This window comes from Streptomyces sp. NPDC014891 (assembly GCF_043081085.1).
GTDB lineage: Bacteria > Actinomycetota > Actinomycetes > Streptomycetales > Streptomycetaceae > Streptomyces.
This window is the reverse complement of sequence record NZ_JBIBWF010000003.1, coordinates 335,258-353,688: the sequence shown is the minus strand read 5'-3', so window position 1 is coordinate 353,688 and position 18,431 is coordinate 335,258. Positions and strand designations below refer to the sequence as shown.

The window sequence follows — 18,431 nt, the reverse complement described above, 5'->3', positions numbered from 1 at the left end:
AGTGTTTTCCCTGCACGGCGCCGCGGGGGGAACCCCACGGAGACGCGCATCGGGACGTGGCGCAGCTTGGTAGCGCACTTGACTGGGGGTCAAGGGGTCGCAGGTTCAAATCCTGTCGTCCCGACTTTTCGAAGTCGCAGATCAGGGGCCGTTTCAGAGCAATCTGAAACGGCCCCTGAATCGTTTCCGGGGAGTGCGGCGGCCGTCGGATCCGGGGCGGCGGGGTGGTGCCCCGGCCGCGCCCTGGGGAACCGGAAGGCGCGGCCGCGGGGTGTCAGGGCTTCGGGACCGTGTTGACGTAGGCGGTGCCCTCGCCGTGGAAGCCGTCCACCGTCTCCTGGACCTCGGCCGGCGTGACGGCCTCGTCGGCCTTGTAGTAGACCCAGTCGACCTTCATGTCCCAGGTGCGCGGGCCGCCCGTGAAGGGGAGGTCGATGAGCCAGTTGCTGAAGTGGATGTCCATCTGCTCGCGCGCGACGTACTTCCCGGAGCTGGTGAAGAGTTCCTCCCCGTCCAGGGAGTAGACGACCTTCGCGTCCGTCGCGGTGATCACCATGGTGTGCCAGCCCCCGAGCCGCCGCTTCTGGGTCTTGTGGACCCGGTCCGGCGGGTCGGCCCGGTACCAGCTGACGTTGTCGAGCCGCGGACCCGGCGTGCCCCAGCCGCCGTTCGGCAGGTACTCGAAGTCCAGCTCGCTGTACTTCTCCGAGGAGTCCGAGGAGGAGATCGGGAAGAAGGTCTGGACGACGTGGTCGCCGTTGCGACCGCTCGTGGGCCTGTCGCTGAGGTGGATCCTGGCCGCGTAGGTCCCGTTGAGGAAGTTCCCGCCCGTGGTCTGCACCTCGGTCTGCGTGGTGCCCTGCGCGGTGCCGTCGGTGGTGGAGCGCAGCCGGAGGACCCTGCCACCCTGGGCCGCCGGGTCGGAGGGGAAGGCGGCGCCGTCCGCGCTCCAGCTGTCCCTGACGCCCGGGCCGCCCCCGCCGGTTCGGATCTCCCAGCCGTTCGCGGCGAGTGAGGGGTCGTCGGCGCCGGTGTAGTCGAAGTCGTCGAAGAGGGTTCCCGGCGGTCCGGTCGGCGTCGGAGTCGTCTCCCGCGCGGGCGCGGCCGCGTCGGCGCTGCCGCCGGTCGCGGGGTCGGCCGAGCACGCGGCGAGCGCGCACAGGACGGCGGGCAGGGCGAGCGCGGTCCACGCTCGGCGACGAGAGGTGCGGCGAGGCAGGCTCACACGGGCTCCTTGGGGGCGTAGAGGCGGTGACCGGACACGCCCGTCGCATGCGGATCGCATGCGGATCGATCGCCGATCGCAGGAATCGAGCGGTCATCCTAGCGAAGGATTCAAGCCATCCCGCTCGCTGCTCGGGACGCGGTCATCCATCGGTCCGGTCAGGCCCGTTGGCATACCGATCCGGTTACGAGATTCGATCGGATCATGTCAAATGTGCACAACGCACACCAATCGCTGTGTGTCATGCGCTACGGTCCGCTCTACGCTTCAGCGGTCTCCCACTCTGCACAAAAAGGCCACAGATCATGCGCCAAGTCGCCACACCCTTCGGACCCGAAACGTTCCCCGCGGTCCCTTCCGTCGTGGCCGAATCGCATCGTTGGGAGCCTGCTCCGGCACCGGTGTTCGTCGACCAGTCCGGTCTGCGCAGCCGGCTGATGCGCCGCCTCGGCTGGCCCGTCTCCGTGCTCGGCGCGATCCTCGCGGCCGTCATGGGCAGCAGCCTCATCGGCATGCAGTCGGACGCCCCCGCGATGGAGATACCGCCCAAACCCTCCTACCAGCCCGTCATGGGCCCGCTGGCACCCTCCCTGCTCTAGCGAGCCGGCACGCCGACACCCCGCCCACGGACTTCGGCCGTCCCGTCGACGGCCACCTCCGACTGTCGCGGCGACGACCGCATCGACTGTCACGGCGACGGCCGCACGGTCCGGCGCGTCGGGTCACCTCGGTCGCCACGTCGGCGGGACCCACGGTCACGACGTCCGCCCGTCCGGCCGAGCACCACACCCATCCCTCGCGAACCGGGACCACCCGGCCGCCCGGAGCAACCCCCGCGGTCCGGGCCGGGCATGCCCGCCCCCCCCCGGCACCACCCATCTCCAGGAGCGTCCTTGTCCCGCCACCAGCGTCAGCGCCGTCGGCAGTCCCTGCTGAGACCGCGCCGCCTGGCTGCTCCACCGCTGCGCTTCTTCATGCCGCTGTCCCTGCTGGCCTGCCTGCTCGCGCTGCTCGTCCTCCGCGGTCTCGCCACCAACGAGGCGTTCCACGACACCCGGGTCGCGACCTCGGTCGACAAGACCACCGTGCCGGAGAACCTGCTCAAGGGCGGCCCGATCATCGACGCCCGCGGCGAGAAGAACGAGCGCCCGGCGAGCTACCGCATCCCCGACCACACCGTGGTCCTGAGCTTCGACGACGGCCCGTCGCCGGAGTGGACCCCGAAGATCCTGGACGTGCTCGCGTCCCACGACATCCGCGCCGACTTCTTCGTGACCGGCGCGATGACCACCCGCCACCCCGAGCTGATCCGGCAGATCGTCGCGGGCGGCCACGAGATCGGCGTGCACAGCTTCACCCACCCCGACCTCGCCTACCAGTCCGAGGCCCGGATCAGCTGGGAACTCGCGCAGACGCAGCTCGCGCTGGCCGGTGTGGCGGGCGTCCACAGCGCGCTGTTCCGCCCGCCGTACTCCTCCGACGCCTCCGCGCTCGACGACTGGAACTACCCGGTGATCAAGTACGTGGGATCCCACGGCTACCTCACCGCGTTCATCGACCGGGACACCCACGACTGGAAGCGCCCCGGCGTCGACGCGATCGTCAAGGCAGCGATGCCCCGCAAGCCCGGGGAAGGCGAACTGATCCTGCTGCACGACGCCGGCGGCGACCGGGCCGAGACCCTGGCCGCGCTCGAGCAGATCATCGTGAAGCTCAAGGGCGAGGGATACCGCTTCGCCACCATCTCCGAGGCCCTCGGCGCCACCGACGCGACCGTGCCGGTGCACGGCTACCAGCTGTGGGCGGGCAAGGGCTACATCTGGGCCACCCAGGCCGCCGTGCTCACCCTGCCGGTGCTGGTCGCCCTGCTGGCCGTCGTCGGCTTCCTCAACTTCGGCCGCTTCGCGCTGATGCTCGTCCTCGCCCCCCTGCACGCCCGGCGCGCCCGGCGGCGCGACGCCTGGGGAGCGCCCGTGACCGAGCCGGTCACCGTCCTCGTCCCGGCCTACAACGAGCGCGAGTGCATCGCGAACACCCTGAACTCCCTCGCCGCCAGCGACTACCCGATCGAGGTGCTCGTCATCGACGACGGCTCGACGGACGGCACCGCGGACATCGTCGAGGAGATGGACCTGCCCTTCGTCCGGCTGATCCGCCAGGCCAACGGCGGCAAGTCCAGCGCGCTCAACACCGGCATCGCCGCCGCGTCGTACGACATCATCGTGATGATGGACGGCGACACCGTCTTCGAGCCGTCCACCGTCCGCGAACTCGTGCAGCCGTTCGGCGACCGGACCATCGGCGCCGTCGCGGGCAACGCCAAGGTCGGCAACCGCGACAGCCTCATCGGCGCCTGGCAGCACATCGAGTACGTCCTCGGCCACAACCTGGACCGCCGGATGTACGACATGCTCAACGTCATCCCGACCATCCCCGGCGCCGTCGGCGCCTTCCGCAGGGAGGCCCTGCGGCGGGTCGGCGGGATGAGCGACGACACCCTCGCCGAGGACACCGACATCACCATGGCGGTGCTCTGCGACGGCTGGCGGATCGTCTACGCCGAACGCGCCCGCGCCTGGACCGAGGCCCCCGCCAGCCTCCAGCAGCTCTGGTCCCAGCGGTACCGCTGGAGCTACGGCTCCATGCAGGCGATGTGGAAGCACCGCCGCGCCGTCACCTCCCGCGGCCCGGCCGGCCGCTTCGGCCGCCTCGGGCTGCCGCTCGTCGTGCTGTTCGGCGTGGTGGCCCCGCTGCTCGCCCCGCTGGTCGACCTGTTCCTGCTGTACGGGGTGCTCTTCGCGGACGCCCCGATCACCCTCGCCAGCTGGGGAGGCTTCATCCTGCTCCAGGCCGTGCTGTCCTGGTACGCCTTCCGGCTCGACGGCGAGAAGCCGCTGCATCTGATCAGCCTGCCGATCCAGCAACTGGTCTACCGGCAGCTGATGTACATCGTCCTGCTGCAGTCCACGATCACCGCGCTGACCGGTGGCCGGCTGCGCTGGCAGAAGCTCCGGCGCACCGGCGAGGTCGCCGCACCGGTGGAGGCCTGACCATGACCGCGTCCTTCGAGTTCGGGCGAAACCAGGAGACCCTGCGGCTGAGGATCCCCGACGCCTTCCGGCCGGAGCTCCACCCGGAGCCGGAGCCGGATCCGGAGCCGGCGGCTCCGGCCCCGCGCCGGTCCGGCCGGGACCGCTATCTCGACCTGCTGCGCGCGCTGGCGCTGGTCCGCGTGGTCGTCTACCACAACTTCGGATGGTTCTGGCTGCCCGTCGTCTTCCCGTCGATGGGTGTGATGTTCGCGCTGGCCGGATCGCTGATGACCCGCTCGCTCAGCCGTCCCGCCCTCGGCGTCGTCCGGGGCCGCATGCGCCGGCTGCTGCCGCCGATGTGGCTGTTCGGCGCGGTCGTCCTCACCCTGGAGATCATCGACGGCTGGGGCCCCGACGCCGAGGGGCATCCCGAGTGGTGGTGGGGGAAGCTGCTCTTCTGGCTGGTACCGCTGAGCACTCCGCCGTACGCCGAGTCGCTGAACGGCTTCGGCGGTCTCGTGGAGCCGGGCTGGGCGGAGCAGGTCGTCGTCCCGCTCTGGTACCTCCGCGCGTACCTCTGGTACGTCCTGCTGTCCCCGCTGATGCTGTGGGCGCTGCGGCGGATGCCGGTCGTGACGCTGGCCGTGCCGCTCGTGGTGACGGTCGTGCTGAACACGCTCCTCGTCGACCAGGAGTTCCTCTACGGCCGCGTCCGGGAGAACCTCAGCGACTTCGCGATGTTCGGCTCCTGCTGGAACCTCGGCATGGCCCACCAGGAAGGCCTGCTGAAGAAGATCCCGCAGTACGTCGTGCCGTCGGTCGCGCCGCTGATCATGGTGGCCGGCTGGTGGTACCTGCAGACCCGCCCGGTCGATCCGACCGTGCACACCGACATCGAGAGCTGGCCGATCGCCCAGGCCCTGTGGTCCTTCGGCTTCGTCGCGATCCTGCTCCACGTCAGCCCCTCCTGGGAGCAGTGGCCCCGGCCGCTGGAACGCTGGAACGGCCTGATCAGCCTGCTCAACTCCCGCGCGGTCAGCGTCTACCTCTGGCACGTGGCCGCGCTGGTCGTCGCCATCCCGCTGATCGACCCCCTCTGGTCCGTCGGCTTCGTCTACGAGCATTTCCAGTGGCTGCTGATGAGCCAGTGGTTCCCGCTGCTGGTGGCGATCCCGCTGATCGGCCTGCTGGTCCTGGCCTCCGGCTGGGTGGAGGACGTGGCCGCGAAGCGCCGACCCCGCCTCTTCCCGTACCCGCGCCGCGTACGGGGCCGGCGCAGAGCGGGCGCCTGACCCGCGGCCCATCACCGAGCCCGGACCGCCCGGCGGCCGTTCCCTCCCCCGGGGGAGGGAACGGCCGTCCCGGGTTTTCGGGGTTGCGTGCTTCTCCTCGGTCGTCGTCTCCCCGATCATGGGACGACGGGTGGCCTTCCGGTCGGGGCGGGGGCGGCCCGATGCTGATCCGGACCGGAACCCGGTGCGACGGCGCATCAGGGGAAGGTCGTTCGCGGCAACCGGCTCTGAACGGAGAAGACTCGTGATCGTCGGAGTTCTCAAAGAAGCGCGGGACGGTGAGAAGCGTGTCGCGGCCACGCCTGCCACGATCGAACAGGTCCGCAAGCTCGGGTACGAGGTCGTCGTCGACCCCGGTGCCGGGGCCGCGGCCGGGTTCACGGACAGCGCCTACGAAGCCGCCGGCGCGAGGATCGGGGACGCGGTGGCCGCGGACGTGGTCCTCGGGGTGAACGCGCCCGGTCCCGGGCAGCTGGACGGGGTGCGGCCGGAGGCGACGGTGATCGCGTTGTTCGCGCCCGCGTTCGACCCGGCGATGGTGGAGGACCTGGGCCGCAGGCCGTTCACGGCCCTGTCGGTGGACGCCGTGCCGCGGATCAGCCGGGCGCAGTCGATGGACGTGCTGTCGTCCATGGCGAACATCGCGGGGTACCGGGCGGTGGTGGAGGCGGCGCACGAGTTCGGGCGGTTCTTCACCGGTCAGGTGACCGCCGCGGGGAAGGTGCCGCCGGCGAGGGTGCTCGTGGCGGGCGCGGGGGTCGCCGGTCTTGCGGCGATCGGGACGGCGGGCTCGCTCGGCGCGGTGGTGCGGGCGACCGACCCGCGGCCGGAGGTCGCCGACCAGGTCCGTTCGCTGGGGGGCGAGTACCTGTCGATCGCGTCCGCGGAGGTCGAGGTCTCGAAGACGGGCTACGCCAAGGAGATGGGGGACGACTACAAGGCGCGTGAGGCGGAACTGTACGCGGCGCAGTGCCGTGAGGCCGACATCGTCATCACCACCGCCCTGATCCCGGGGCGTCCGGCGCCGGTGCTCATCACGGCGGAGATGGTGGCCGGGATGAAGCCGGGGTCGGTGGTCGTCGACATGGCCGCGGCCAACGGCGGCAACGTCGTCGGCACCGTGAAGGGCGCGAGGACGGTCACGGAGAACGGGGTGACGATCCTCGGCTACACCGATCTGGCGGGGCGGCTGCCCGCCCAGGCCTCGCAGTTGTACGGCACGAACCTGGTGAACCTGCTGAAGCTGATGACCCCGGACAAGGACGGCCGGCTCGTCCTGGACTGGGACGACCCGGTCCAGCGCTCGATCACCGTGGTCCGTGACGGCGCGTCGGCGTGGCCGCCTCCGCCGGTCCAGGTCTCGGCGGCCCCCGCCCCCGCGCCCCCCGTCCCCGCGGCGACGGAGCCGGCGGTGCGGAAGCCGCCGACGGCGGGCCGGAGGTTCGGCGCCGTGGCGCTGGCCGCGCTGCTGCTGTTCCTCGCCGCCGGGTTCGCGCCCGCGGCGCTGCTGCCCCACCTGACGGTGTTCGTGCTGGCGATCGTGATCGGTTACTACGTGATCGGCCATGTCCACCACGCCCTGCACACACCGCTGATGTCGGTGACGAACGCGATCTCCGGGATCATCGTGGTCGGCGCGCTGCTGCAGATCGGGCACGGGAGCACGGTCGTCACGGTCCTGTCGGCCGTGGCGATCCTGCTGGCCAGTATCAACGTCTTCGGCGGCTTCGCGGTGACGCGTCGCATGCTCGCCATGTTCAACCGGAGCTGACATGTCTGCGAACCTTGCCGCCCAGGCGGCCTACCTCGTCGCCGCGCTGCTGTTCATCCTGGCGCTGGCGGGACTCTCCCGGCACGAGTCGGCCCGGCTCGGCAACGCCTTCGGCATGCTGGGCATGGGTGTCGCGCTCGTCGCCACGGTCGTGCTCGCCGTCGACGGCGACATCGGCGCGGCGAGCCTGGGACTGATGGCCGCGGCCATGCTGACGGGCGCGCTGATCGGCCTCCAGCGCGCCCGCGGCGTCGAGATGACCGGCATGCCCGAGCTGATCGCGCTGCTGCACTCCTTCGTCGGCCTCGCCGCCGTCCTCGTCAGCTGGAACGGCTACCTCGACGTCGAGCACCGGCCCGACGGCGAGGAGGCCCGCGCCCTGGACGCGCTCGGCACCCTGGGCATCCACCACGCCGAGGTGTTCATCGGGCTGTTCATCGGAGCGGTGACCTTCACCGGCTCCATCGTCGCCTACCTCAAACTCTCCGCGAAGATCGACTCCAGGCCGCTGACGCTGCCGGGGAAGAACGCCCTCAACCTCGGCGCGCTCGGCCTCTTCCTCGTCCTGACCGTGTGGTTCGTCAGCGCGCCCGCGCTGTGGCTGCCGATCGCCGTCACCGCCCTGGCGCTCGCGCTGGGCTGGCACCTGGTCGCCTCGATCGGCGGCGGGGACATGCCGGTCGTCGTCTCCATGCTCAACAGCTACTCCGGCTGGGCCGCGGCCGCCTCCGGCTTCCTCCTCGGCAACGACCTGCTGATCGTCACCGGCGCCCTCGTCGGCTCCTCCGGCGCCTACCTGTCGTACATCATGTGCCGGGCGATGAACCGCTCCTTCCTCTCCGTCATCGCCGGCGGCTTCGGCATCGAGGCCCCGGCGGGCTCGGACGTCGACTACGGCGAGCACTCGGAGATCACCGCGCAGTCCACCGCCGAACTCCTCGCCTCGGCCCGTTCCGTCGTCATCACCCCCGGCTACGGCATGGCCGTCGCCCAGGCCCAGTACCCCGTCGCGGAACTGACCTCGAAACTCCGGGCGAAGGGGGTCGACGTACGGTTCGGCATCCACCCCGTCGCCGGCCGGCTGCCCGGCCACATGAACGTCCTGCTGGCCGAGGCCAAGGTCCCCTACGACATCGTCCTGGAGATGGACGAGATCAACGAGGACTTCGAGAAGACCGACGTCGTCCTGGTCATCGGCGCCAACGACACCGTCAACCCGGCCGGCGCCGACGACCCCTCCAGCCCACTCGCCGGCATGCCCGTCCTCACCGTCTGGGAGGCGGGCCGGGTCATCGTCTTCAAACGCTCCATGGCCTCCGGCTACGCGGGCGTGCAGAACCCGTTGTTCTTCCGCGAGAACACCTCGATGCTCTTCGGCGACGCGAAGGCCCGCGTCGAGGACATCGTCGGCGCGCTCTGAGCGGGGGAGAGGGAGGAAGCACGGGCGAGGGCCGGGACCGGTAGGCGGTCGGCCGGACCCCTGGCGGGTGGTCCGGGTGGACCCGTGCCCGTGCGGGGGCCGGGCTTCCGGGTGACCATCGACGTGACCGGGAAGCGGGGGCGCGGGAGAGACGGAGACCGTCATGGCAGCAGCTTGGGAACCCCGGCCCCCGGCCGGCACCGAGGCCGACGGGCCCGAATGGCGGCCGGTCCTGGACGTGCCGCCGCCCGGGCGACAGCGCCGCTGGACCGTGCTGCTGCGCTGGCTCCTGCTCCTCCCGCAGTTCGTCGTCGTCGCCCTGCTGTCCTTCGTCGCGTTCTTCGTCACGATCGCGGGCTGGTTCAGCGCCCTGGTCCTGGGCCGGCTGCCCGACCCCATCGCCTCCTTCCTCGGTTCGGTCCTCGCCTACCAGACCAGGGTCACGGCCGACGCGACCCTGCTCGTCGACCGCTACCCGCCGTTCTCCTTCGACGCCCCCGACTACCCGGTGCGCATCGAACTGCGCGCCACCCCGCTCAACCGGCTCGCCGTCCTGTTCCGGTTGATCCTGATGATCCCGGCGGCCGTCGTCAGCAGCCTCGCGATGTCCGGCTGGTTCGCCGTCAGCTGGGTGTTCTGGCTGATCGGGATCGTGCTGGGCCGGCTCCCCGAACCGGTCTTCGGGGCCACCGCTGCCGTCGTGCGCTACCGCATGCGCCTGACGGCCTACGCCACGATGCTCACCCCGGTGTACCCCAAGGGGATCCTGGGCGACGGCCCCGAGACCGCCGGGCTCCCCGCGTACTCCGCGACCCGCCCGCTGCGGCTGGGCACCGGGGCGCAGGTCCTGGTCTGGCTCTTCCTGGTCCTCGGGCTCGCCGGTCATCTGACCTCGGGCACCGTCGACTACGACGACACGGGCGACGACCGCGCGACCGCCGCCGCACCGGCGGCGGAATGACCGCGCCGGCCCCGGGTGCCGAGGGCGGCGGCACCCGGGACACGGCCGACGCCTCCGCGTGATGCGGTGGGCGACGAGCGGCGCGTCCTACGGTGGTCCGATGCGATCCGTACCGAGATGGGCCCTTCTGTCCTCGGGATGCGCCCCTCTGCTGCTGGCCGGCGGCTGGACCGTCGCGGCCCTGCTCGAAGGACCCGCCTACGACCCCGCCACCGACACGATCAGCGTCCTCGCGGCCTACGGCGCGGCGGGCTCTTGGGTCATGACCGGGGCGTTCCTCGCGCTGGGCGTCTGTCACCTCCTCACCGCCTGGGGCCTGCGGCCGGCCGCGCGCGCCGGACGCCTGGCGCTCGCCGGGGGCGGGGTCGCGGCCCTGGGGGTCGCGCTGGTGCCCGCGCCGAGCAGCGGGGGCTCCCTGAACCACGGGGCGGTCGTCGTGGTCGGGTTCACGCTTCTCGCGGTGTGGCCCGTGCTGGCCGCCGTGCGCAGCGGCGGCGGGCCGTGGGGGCTGCGGCTGCGGCCGTCCGTCACCGTCACGGTGGTGATGGCGCTCGGCGCGGTCTGGTTCCTCGTGGAGATGAACCGCCAGGGCGCCGCGGGGGTCGCCGAACGGCTCGTGACCTGCGTCCAGTCCACCTGGCCCCTCGTGGTGGTCGCCTCCTGCCTGCGCTACGGCGCGAGCCGGCCCGTGGCGGGCGGCGAGGACGGTCGGGGCCGTGGCGGCGAGGAGGGCGGTGGGAGCGGGGGGAGGGGTGTGGCCGGCAGGGCGGGCAGGAACCCCGAGCAGCCGCGACGCCCCCCGGGCGGCTGACCCGGCAGGCGCTTCCCGGCACCCCTGTCATTCGTCCATTTGTTCGATTCAGCGTTAGGGTGGATCCGTGAACGCAGCACGACCCGCCCTTCCCGGACTCCAGGGCTCCCTGTTCGACCAGGGCGACGAGATCCGCCTCGGCCCGCTGGACGGCCTCCGGCGGACGCCGCTCGACGACGGCGCCTGGGTCGACCACCTGCCCGGCTGGCTGCACGGGGCCGACGCGCTGTTCGAAAAGCTCGCCGACCGCGTCCCCTGGCGGGCCGAGGAGCGTCCCATGTACGACAACGTCGTCGCCGTGCCCCGGCTCCTGGCCCACTACGGCCACGGCGCGCCCCTCCCGCACCCCGCCCTCGCGGAGGCCCGGGACGTCCTCGGCGCCCACTACGCCGCCGAGCTCGGGGAACCCTTCGTCACCGCGGGCCTCTGCCTCTACCGGGACGGCCGGGACAGCGTCGCCTGGCACGGCGACCGGACCGGCCGCTCCGCCCACCACGACACGATGGTCGCCATCCTCTCCCTTGGCGACCCCCGCGACCTCGCCTTCCGTCCCCGGGCCGGCGGCCCCGCCCGCCTCCGCCTCCCGCTCGGCCACGGCGACCTCGTGGTGATGGGCGGCTCCTGCCAGCGCACCTGGGAGCACGCCGTCCCCAAGACGAGCCGGGCCGTCGGGCCCCGCATCAGCGTCCAGTTCCGGCCCCGCGGAGTCCGCTGACGGGCAGCGCCCCGGGCGGACCCGAGGATCCGGGCCGGCATCCCGCACCGGGCCCCCACCGCCGCGATGCGTGCCGCGGCCCCGTACCGGGATCAGGCCTCGGCCCGGCGCCGGTTCTGCCGCAGGGCGACGGCGCACCAGACCGCCGCCGCGATCAGGGCCGCCGCCGCCATCGCGCCGACCACCGGAGCCTCCGGACGCCAGCCGAGCGAGAGCCGGGTGCCGAGGTACGTCAGCGCGACGGCGGTCCGGCCGGGCGCGTAGACCGGAACCCGGGCGGCCGTGGCGCGCAGGAGGCCCGCCACGACGAGTCCGATCACGGCCCAGGCCGTCAGGTACGGCCAGAGCGCGCCCGGAGCGGCGGGCGGCAGACCGTACTCCTCGGGGCCGATCCGGAACAGGGAGGTGACCCAGCCCACCGCCACCCCCGCGGCGGTGACTCCCGCCGCCCACAGCGCGTGGCGCCGGAACGGGCCCGGGCGGACGGACTCCTCGTCGTCGTCGAAGGGCTCGGAACCGGCGGGGACGTCGGGTGCGAAAGGATCGGTCACGGCCGGTAGGACGCCGTGCGGCGGTACGGGGTTGCCCCGCGGCGAGACGGAGATCGCCGACACCCGGCCGGACCGGCGGCCCGTCGCGGACGCCGCGCCTCAGCCCGCCCAGCGGCCCGTCAGGAACGTCAGAGCGAACAGCGTCGACAGGGGCGCCGCCAGGCAGAAGTACGCGGTCCGGAAACGCGGCGAGCGGAGGGTCCAGGCGGCCAGGACCACCCACAGGGGCCACCACAGCAGGGTCGCCCGGGGAATGGACTGGTACCAGTACGACGTCCCCAGTGCCCACAGGCTGAGACCCACGTAGACGGCCTCGGGCCAGCGGCGGCGGCGCACCAGCAGCACCGCGAGCGCCAGACCCACGACCATGGCGAGCAGCTCGGCCTGGAACATGGAGGCGTAACCGGTCGTCAGGACCCGGTCGAACGAGGACTCCCAGGTCGTGCCCCATGCCTCCCACGGCGCGTGGAAGTGGCGGTACCAGCCCCGCTCCTGGGCGTGCTTCCACGCCATCCAGTCGCCGGTACGCGCCCACAGGTACCAGGCGTAGAGGACGGCGGGCAGCGCCGGCAGCGCCAGCCAGGGCAGCGGGCGCCAGTCGGCGCGGCCGCGGGCCGTCAGGACGAAGTGCAGGGCCAGGGCGGCCGCGAGGAACAGCCCGCTGACCCGGACGGTCGTCGCCAGGGCGGCGAGCACGGCCGCGAGGGGCCAGGCACGGCGCTGCGCGGCGAGCCAGGCGGGCAGGGCGAGGGCGAGGAACAGCGACTCGCTGTACCCGGCGGCGAGGAAGACCGCGCACGGGGATATCAGCAGCAGCTGCACCGTGCGCCGCCCGGCGCCCTCGTCGGGCAGGTACAGCCGGGCGACCCGGACGAGCGCCAGCACCGCCACCCCGCCCGCCACGAACGAGATCAGCAGCCCCGCCGCGGTCCAGTGCGGCACGATCGTGTGGACGGCGCGCAGGACGAGGGGGAAGCCCGGGAAGAAGGCCTCGCGGTCGTCCCACTCGGCGTCCCACGGCCCCCGGCCCGCGGGGAAGTAGCCGTCGCGCGCCACGTTCAGGAAGTGCCCCCAGTCCCACCGCTCGAACGGCGCGAGGGCCGGGCCCGGGTCACGGGTGCCGGCGTCGGCGGGGAAGAGCCAGCGTGCCCCGTACGCGGTGGTCCACAGGGCCGCCCGGGTGAGCAGGTACAGCCACAGCACGTCCCGGTCCTCGGCGTCGAGCCGGAGCCCTCGCCGGCCGGCGCGGGGGACGGCGGGGAACGGCGGCGCCGGCGGCGCCTTCTCCGGGGACCTGGGGGACAGCACAGACATGGCGGACTCTCGTCGGGGTGTCAGGGCATGGCGGACCGCGCGACGGCGGGCGTCACGGAGCGATGCGGCGGAGGTCGGGCGGGCTGCCCGGCGGGTGGTCGGGCCGTGGAGCCCGGGCGCGGGGCCCCGGCCGGCGGCCGGAGCCCGACCGGTGGGGCGGGAGCCTCGGCGGGCGGGCTCACGACGGGGCTTACGGCCGGGCTCAGGGCGGTGACGTCGTCACCCGTCCCGGCGGCGGTGTCGTCGTCGCCGACGAACCGCCGGTGGTGCTCCCGGGCGTGGGCGGGCCCGGCTCCGTCGTGGTGCTCGACGGCGGGGCGGTGGTCTCTCCGGGGGACGGCAGGTCGACGGAGGGGCTCACGGCGGGCACGACGGGCGTCGGCGCGTCCGAGAGCAGCGCCGCCGCGGTCACGCCGCCGCCCGCGAGGAGCACGCACGCGGCCCCCGCGACCAGGGCGACCCGGCGCCGGTGCGCCCGCCGGGCGCGCTCGGCGATCCGGGCGACCGGCACGGCACGGGCGCGCGCCTGACCGGCGGCGGCGGCCTGCCGGAACATCTCGCGCAGCGGATCCTGGGGCTCCTGGGCGTCCTGGGGGTCAAGCACCGGGGTCCTCCTCAACGTTCCGGGGCCGTAGACGATCGGCGAGGGCGACCCGGCCGCGGACCAGGTGCGTCTTGACGGTGCTGGCGGACTGCCCCGTCTCGCCGGCGATCTGCTCGACGCTCAGGTCGCACAGATAGTGCAGCGTCACCGACCGGCGCTGCTGGGCCGGCAGGTCGCGCAGCGCGTCGATGAGCACCACGTACTCGGGACCGGGCCCCTCGACGGGCGGTGGCGCGCCCGCCCGGTCCCAGGCGTCCGACGTACGCCTGCGGAAGCGCCACCGGCTCACCGCCAGGCGCCAGGCGACCGTACGGATCCACGCCTCGGGCTGCCCGTCGCGGTCGAGCTGCCGGCGCCTGCTCCAGCCCTTGACGAAGGCCTCCTGCACGACGTCCTGAGCCTCGTGCAGATCGCCCAGCATCACGTACAGCTGCCCTGTGAGTCGTGCGACCGCCTGCTCGTAGAACGCCTCGAACTCCTCAACGGTCACCACTCACTCCCGGATCTTTCGCTTCACCACGCATACGCCCGGCACCGGGCGTCCGGTCGACACGGGTCGCGCATCCACGGAGTGATGGTGGTCACAGAACAGGGCAGGGGTGTGCGACGCGGGGCCGACGGCACGCGCACGTCACCGCCCCGCCACGAGGGCCGGGAAAATTCATCCGGACGGCGATGTCGAGAACCCGCGGTCGGCTCCGTCCCCGGGGCGGAAGCGACCACAATGGGTCGCACCGGCACCGAGGAGACGAACCACCATGGCCAAGTACCTGCTGCTGAAGCACTACCGAGGCGCTCCCGCCGCCGTCAACGACGTCCCCATGGACCGGTGGACGCCGGAGGAGATCTCGGCCCACGTGCAGTACATGCGCGACTTCGCGGAGCGGCTGGAGAAGACCGGCGAGTACGTCGACGGCCAGGCGCTCTCCCCGGAGGGCACCTTCGTCCGGTACGACGGCGAGAGGCGGCCGCCGGTCACCGACGGGCCGTTCGCCGAGACGAAGGACCTCATCGCCGGCTGGATGGTGATCGACGTCGACAGCTACGAGCGGGCCGTCGAACTCGCCGGCGAGCTGTCGGCCGCACCGGGCGCGGGCGGAAGGCCCCTCCACGAGTGGCTCGAACTGCGCCCGTTCCTGTCCGAGCCGCCCACCATCACGGAGTGACGGGCGCCCCCGTGGACGAGGCCCTGCTCAGGAGCCTCACACCGGGCGTGCTCGGCATCCTCGTCCGCCGCGGAGCAGACTTCGCGGCGGCCGAGGACGCCGTCCAGGACGCCCTGGTCGAGGCCGTCCGCGTCTGGCCGGAGGAGCGTCCGCGCGACCCCAAGGGCTGGCTGGTCACCGTGGCCTGGCGCAAGTTCCTCGACGCGGCGCGGGCGGACACCGCCCGCCGCAGGCGCGAGGACCGCGTCGAGGACGAACCGCCGCCCGGGCCCGCGACCGCGGTGGACGACACGCTCCAGCTCTACTTCCTCTGCGCCCACCCCTCGCTGACGCCGTCCTCCGCGGTCGCCCTCACCCTGCGCGCCGTGGGCGGGCTCACGACCCGCCAGATCGCCCAGGCCTACCTGGTGCCCGAGGCGACCATGGCGCAGCGCATCAGCCGGGCCAAGCGCACCGTCTCGGGCGTGCGCTTCGACCGGCCGGGCGACGTCGGCACCGTGTTGCGCGTCCTCTACCTGGTCTTCAACGAGGGCTACTCCGGCGACGTCGACCTCGCCGCCGAGGCCATCCGCCTCACCCGCCGGCTCGCGGCCGCGATCGACCACCCCGAGGTGGCCGGGCTGCTCGCGCTCATGCTGCTCCACCACGCCCGGAGGTCCGGCCGCACCGCGACCGACGGAAGCCTGGTGCCGCTCGCCGAGCAGGACCGGGGCCGCTGGGACACCGCGCTGATCGCCGAGGGCGTGGGGATCCTCCAGGCGGCCCTCGCCCGCGACCGGCTCGGCGAGTACCAGGCCCAGGCCGCCGTCGCCGCGCTCCACGCCGACGCGCCCACGGCGGAGGAGACCGACTGGGTGCAGATCGTCGAGTGGTACGACGAGCTCCTGCGGTTCACCGACAGCCCCGTCGTTCGCCTCAACCGGGCCGTCGCCCTGGGCGAGGCCGACGGGCCGCGCGCCGGGCTCGCCGCGCTCGCGGAGCTGACCGGCCCCGCCCCGGGTGCGGGGGCCCGCGGTCACCCGCTGCCGCGTGCCACCGCGGCGGCGGCGTACCTGCACGAGCGGGCCGGCGATCCGGAGCTGGCGGCGAGGCTGTACGCCGACGCGGCCCGGGAGGCGCCGAACCTGGCGGAGCGCGACTACCTGACGCGCCGGGCCGCCCGGCTCAACACCGGCCGGGACCGCTGAGGGAGCGCGGTCCCGGCCCGCTCCCGGCCCGGTCCGCCGGTCAGTTGAGGGCGTCGTCCATGGAGCCCTGCCAGTACGTCACCCGCAGCGAGCTGTCGACGTACACGCCCTTCCCGGCCAGCCGGGGCCGCGCGGTCGTGCCGTCGGTGAAGCCGACCGTGAGGCTCGCGGTCGTGTAGCCGTGCTGTCCGCTGCCGTCGGCGGCCGACAGGAGCACGCCCGCGTACCCGGACTCGCCGGGGCCGAGGGTCACGACCGTCTGCGGGTGGGTCTCCTCGACGACGGGCGGGACGGACTGGGCCTCGCCGAAGCGGGCGACCGGGTAGCCGAGGAGGTCGCAGCGGCCGGAGCCGGTGTTGGTGACGGTGAGCAGCAGGTGGTTGAGCGGGCGGGCGACCGGGGTGGCCGTGGTCCTGGTGTCGCCCGCGCCGCACTGCTTGTTCCGCGACGGCCCGTCCTCGCCGCCGCCCGAGGCCGAGCCGCCCTTGCCTCCGGTCGCGCCGCCCGTCTTCCCGCCGGTGCTCGTGCCCGTGGCCGTACCGCCGTTTTCGGAGCCGCCGTCGGTGCCGCCCGTGGATCCGCCGGTCGACCCGGACGTCGTGCCCGCGGAGCCGTCCGCGGGCGTCGTGGTCCCGTCCCCGGACGGTGTGGTCGGCTCCCCGGCCGGCCGGGAGGAGGCGCCGGTGGGGGCGACGGACGACGTGGCGGCGCCCTCGTCCTTCACGGCGCCGCCGCCGCAGGCGGTGAGCGACAGGGCGGCGACCGCCAGCGTCGTGGCGGCGAGCAGCCGGGTGCGGGTGGTGCGTGCGGACATGGGAGTCCCCCTCGGGGTCGGGATCGGAATTCGGTCGTCGTGAGGCCCGGTCCGCCGTTGCCCGTGGCGGCCTTGCTTCGCTGACCACAGCCTGTGACAAGATCCGTTCCAACGGCCGCTCCTACCGGGCGGTACGGGACGCTGGAATGGATTCGAGGCGCTGACCTGCGTCGATGTCCCTTCCTGGGACGCGGGGACGAACGCCGGAAGAGGGTGGGACGGTGGCGGGGGACGAGCTCGCGGCGCTGTTGGGGCAGCTCAAGGAACGCTCGGGGCTCAGCTACGGGACGCTGGGCAAGCGTCTGCACACGAGTGCGTCGACCCTCCACCGGTACGTCAACGGCGACGCCGTCCCGGTCGACTACGCACCCGTGGAGCGGCTCGCGCGGCTGTGCCGGGCGACCCCCGACGAACTCGTCGAGCTGCACCGGCTGTGGGTGCGGGCCGACGTCTCGCGCGGCCGCAGGGCGCCCGCCCCCGACGCGCCCGCCGCACCGGAACCGGCTGCCGGGCCCCCGTCTCCGGCCACCGCCGCGCCGGCGTCCGCACCGCAGCCCCCGCCCGCGCCCGGAGCGCCGGCGGCGTCCGAGACGCCGCCGGAGAACCCCGCGCCGTCCGCAGGGGCCGCGCCCGGGGGGCCGTCCCCGGCGGGCTCCCCGGTCCCGCGGCGGAACCGGCGCGTCCGGCGCACCGCCGCGGCCGCCGCGGCGGCCCTCGTCGCCGTCGTGTCGGCCGCGCTCGTCCTCGACCTCTCGGGGGACGACAGGCCCGCCGGCACGGCCGCGTCCCCCTCGGGCCCGGGCGCCGAGCGCCCGGGGACGCCCTCCGCCGATCCGGGGCGGCCCGGCGGCACGGCCCCCGGGACGGCGAACGCGCCGAACGTCGTCACAGCGCCGCACACCTGGGAAGGCCCCTGTACCCAGCACTATCTGATCGACCGCGGCCCCGAGCAGGTGCCCCCGCCGCCCACCGAGCAGGACGCGCCGGGCTGGATCGCCGCACTCGACGCGGTCCCGGGCGGGGACCAGCTGCTCCGGCTCACCGTCCAGGGCAAGGGGAAGCGGACGGTCGTCCTGGAGGCCCTCCACGTCCGGGTCGTGAGCAAGAAGGCCCCGCTGCCCTGGAACGACTACGTGATGGGGGTCGGCTGCGGCGGGGAGGTGTCCACGAAGGCCTTCGCCGTCGACCTCGACGCGGGCCGCCCCACCGCCGTACCCGTGGGCGGGCAGCGGACGTTCTCGTACAAGACGAGCGAGACCGACCCCGTGATCTTCAACGTCGCCGCGCGGGCCCGGGCGCACGACGTCAGCTGGTACCTGGAGCTCGCCTGGTCCAGCGGCTCCGAGCGCGGCACGATCCGCGTCGACGACGACGGCCGTCCGTTCCGCACCAGCGGCAACCTCGCCCGGCCGGCGTTCGCCTACCCCCTGGGCTGGACCGAGTGGATCGACAACGACGTGGAAACCGAGGGTCGCTAGAGCGGCCCGGCGATCCGCCGCCGCGGGGCGGGCGGCCCGGGGGCGGGCTCGGTGACGGACGCGCGGGAGGGTCGGGCAACAATGGCGTGA

General features: G+C 73.5%; 16 protein-coding genes, 1 tRNA gene and 1 pseudogene. 12 read left to right on the top strand and 6 right to left on the bottom strand.

Features of this window, described 5'->3' with window-relative positions:
* Positions 1-50 precede the first annotated feature (50 nt).
* A tRNA-Pro gene (locus tag ACF09E_RS09905) sits at positions 51-124 on the top strand.
* Between the two features lie 150 nt (positions 125-274).
* On the opposite strand, the gene ACF09E_RS09900 is transcribed toward ACF09E_RS09905, so the two are convergent.
* Positions 275-1,225 (bottom strand): glycoside hydrolase family 16 protein, encoded by a 951-nt coding sequence (locus ACF09E_RS09900; protein WP_392204685.1) that lies wholly within the window; start codon positions 1,223-1,225, stop codon positions 275-277.
* Between the two features lie 362 nt (positions 1,226-1,587).
* On the opposite strand from ACF09E_RS09900, the gene ACF09E_RS09895 reads away from it, so the two are divergent.
* The 8 genes and pseudogenes from ACF09E_RS09895 to ACF09E_RS09860 all read left to right on the top strand — a co-directional run bounded on the left by ACF09E_RS09895 (position 1,588) and on the right by ACF09E_RS09860 (position 11,227).
* The gene (locus ACF09E_RS09895) at positions 1,588-1,824 is read left to right on the top strand and encodes a hypothetical protein (protein ID WP_392204684.1); all 237 of its coding nucleotides are present in this window, start codon (positions 1,588-1,590) and stop codon (positions 1,822-1,824) included.
* Between the two features lie 252 nt (positions 1,825-2,076).
* Positions 2,077-4,275, top strand: coding sequence for a bifunctional polysaccharide deacetylase/glycosyltransferase family 2 protein (locus tag ACF09E_RS09890; RefSeq protein WP_392204683.1), 2,199 nt, complete (start codon positions 2,077-2,079; stop codon positions 4,273-4,275).
* Between the two features lie 2 nt (positions 4,276-4,277).
* Complete coding sequence (locus ACF09E_RS09885) at positions 4,278-5,549, top strand: acyltransferase (RefSeq protein ID WP_392204682.1); 1,272 nt, start codon at positions 4,278-4,280, stop codon at positions 5,547-5,549.
* 244 nt (positions 5,550-5,793) lie between these two features.
* Complete coding sequence (locus ACF09E_RS09880) at positions 5,794-7,320, top strand: Re/Si-specific NAD(P)(+) transhydrogenase subunit alpha (protein WP_392204681.1); 1,527 nt, start codon at positions 5,794-5,796, stop codon at positions 7,318-7,320.
* A 1-nt stretch (position 7,321) separates the two neighbouring features.
* The gene (gene pntB, locus ACF09E_RS09875; RefSeq protein WP_392204680.1) at positions 7,322-8,740 is read left to right on the top strand and encodes a Re/Si-specific NAD(P)(+) transhydrogenase subunit beta; all 1,419 of its coding nucleotides are present in this window, start codon (positions 7,322-7,324) and stop codon (positions 8,738-8,740) included.
* Between the two features lie 163 nt (positions 8,741-8,903).
* A complete protein-coding gene (locus ACF09E_RS09870; RefSeq protein ID WP_392204679.1) occupies positions 8,904-9,701 on the top strand; it encodes a DUF4389 domain-containing protein in 798 nt (265 codons plus the stop codon).
* A gap of 100 nt (positions 9,702-9,801) precedes the next feature.
* Positions 9,802-10,389: pseudogene (locus ACF09E_RS09865) on the top strand (DUF998 domain-containing protein); the annotation flags it as partial.
* Between the two features lie 190 nt (positions 10,390-10,579).
* Entirely contained in the window at positions 10,580-11,227 is a 648-nt protein-coding gene (locus ACF09E_RS09860) for an alpha-ketoglutarate-dependent dioxygenase AlkB (protein ID WP_392204678.1), read from the top strand.
* 92 nt (positions 11,228-11,319) lie between these two features.
* Here the strand turns inward: ACF09E_RS09860 and ACF09E_RS09855 are convergent, their stop codons facing one another.
* The 4 genes from ACF09E_RS09855 to ACF09E_RS09840 form a co-directional block, all read right to left on the bottom strand.
* Positions 11,320-11,778, bottom strand: coding sequence for a hypothetical protein (locus tag ACF09E_RS09855; protein ID WP_392204677.1), 459 nt, complete (start codon positions 11,776-11,778; stop codon positions 11,320-11,322).
* Positions 11,779-11,877: 99 nt separating this feature from the next.
* The gene (locus ACF09E_RS09850) at positions 11,878-13,092 is read right to left on the bottom strand and encodes a mannosyltransferase family protein (RefSeq protein WP_392204676.1); all 1,215 of its coding nucleotides are present in this window, start codon (positions 13,090-13,092) and stop codon (positions 11,878-11,880) included.
* Between the two features lie 202 nt (positions 13,093-13,294).
* A complete protein-coding gene (locus tag ACF09E_RS09845; RefSeq protein ID WP_392204675.1) occupies positions 13,295-13,696 on the bottom strand; it encodes a hypothetical protein in 402 nt (133 codons plus the stop codon).
* Positions 13,689-14,186, bottom strand: coding sequence for a SigE family RNA polymerase sigma factor (locus ACF09E_RS09840; protein WP_015031223.1), 498 nt, complete (start codon positions 14,184-14,186; stop codon positions 13,689-13,691). Before ACF09E_RS09840 ends, ACF09E_RS09845 begins: the two co-directional genes overlap by 8 nt.
* A gap of 268 nt (positions 14,187-14,454) precedes the next feature.
* Between ACF09E_RS09840 and ACF09E_RS09835 the strand changes: the two genes are divergently transcribed.
* Entirely contained in the window at positions 14,455-14,862 is a 408-nt protein-coding gene (locus ACF09E_RS09835) for a YciI family protein (RefSeq protein WP_392204674.1), read from the top strand.
* A gap of 11 nt (positions 14,863-14,873) precedes the next feature.
* Entirely contained in the window at positions 14,874-16,049 is a 1,176-nt protein-coding gene (locus ACF09E_RS09830; RefSeq protein WP_392205007.1) for an RNA polymerase sigma factor, read from the top strand.
* Between the two features lie 40 nt (positions 16,050-16,089).
* On the opposite strand, the gene ACF09E_RS09825 is transcribed toward ACF09E_RS09830, so the two are convergent.
* Positions 16,090-16,863 carry a DUF4232 domain-containing protein gene (locus tag ACF09E_RS09825; RefSeq protein ID WP_392204673.1) on the bottom strand — a complete coding sequence of 258 codons (774 nt, stop codon included), beginning with the start codon at positions 16,861-16,863 and terminating at the stop codon, positions 16,090-16,092.
* 221 nt (positions 16,864-17,084) lie between these two features.
* On the opposite strand from ACF09E_RS09825, the gene ACF09E_RS09820 reads away from it, so the two are divergent.
* Entirely contained in the window at positions 17,085-18,341 is a 1,257-nt protein-coding gene (locus ACF09E_RS09820) for a helix-turn-helix domain-containing protein (protein ID WP_392204672.1), read from the top strand.
* The last annotated feature ends 90 nt before the right edge of the window (positions 18,342-18,431 follow it).

What these genes read in the sequence shown, in the direction of transcription:
- ACF09E_RS09890 (WP_392204683.1), top strand. Translation starts at nt 2,077, where the DNA reads ATGCCCGCCCCCCCCCGGCACCACCCATCTCCAGGAGCGTCCTTGTCC.
- ACF09E_RS09885 (WP_392204682.1), top strand. Translation starts at nt 4,278, where the DNA reads ATGACCGCGTCCTTCGAGTTCGGGCGAAACCAGGAGACCCTGCGGCTG.
- pntB (WP_392204680.1), top strand. Translation starts at nt 7,322, where the DNA reads ATGTCTGCGAACCTTGCCGCCCAGGCGGCCTACCTCGTCGCCGCGCTG.
- ACF09E_RS09870 (WP_392204679.1), top strand. Translation starts at nt 8,904, where the DNA reads ATGGCAGCAGCTTGGGAACCCCGGCCCCCGGCCGGCACCGAGGCCGAC.
- ACF09E_RS09850 (WP_392204676.1), bottom strand. Translation starts at nt 13,092, where the DNA reads ATGTCTGTGCTGTCCCCCAGGTCCCCGGAGAAGGCGCCGCCGGCGCCG.
- ACF09E_RS09835 (WP_392204674.1), top strand. Translation starts at nt 14,455, where the DNA reads ATGGCCAAGTACCTGCTGCTGAAGCACTACCGAGGCGCTCCCGCCGCC.
- ACF09E_RS09825 (WP_392204673.1), bottom strand. Translation starts at nt 16,863, where the DNA reads ATGTCCGCACGCACCACCCGCACCCGGCTGCTCGCCGCCACGACGCTG.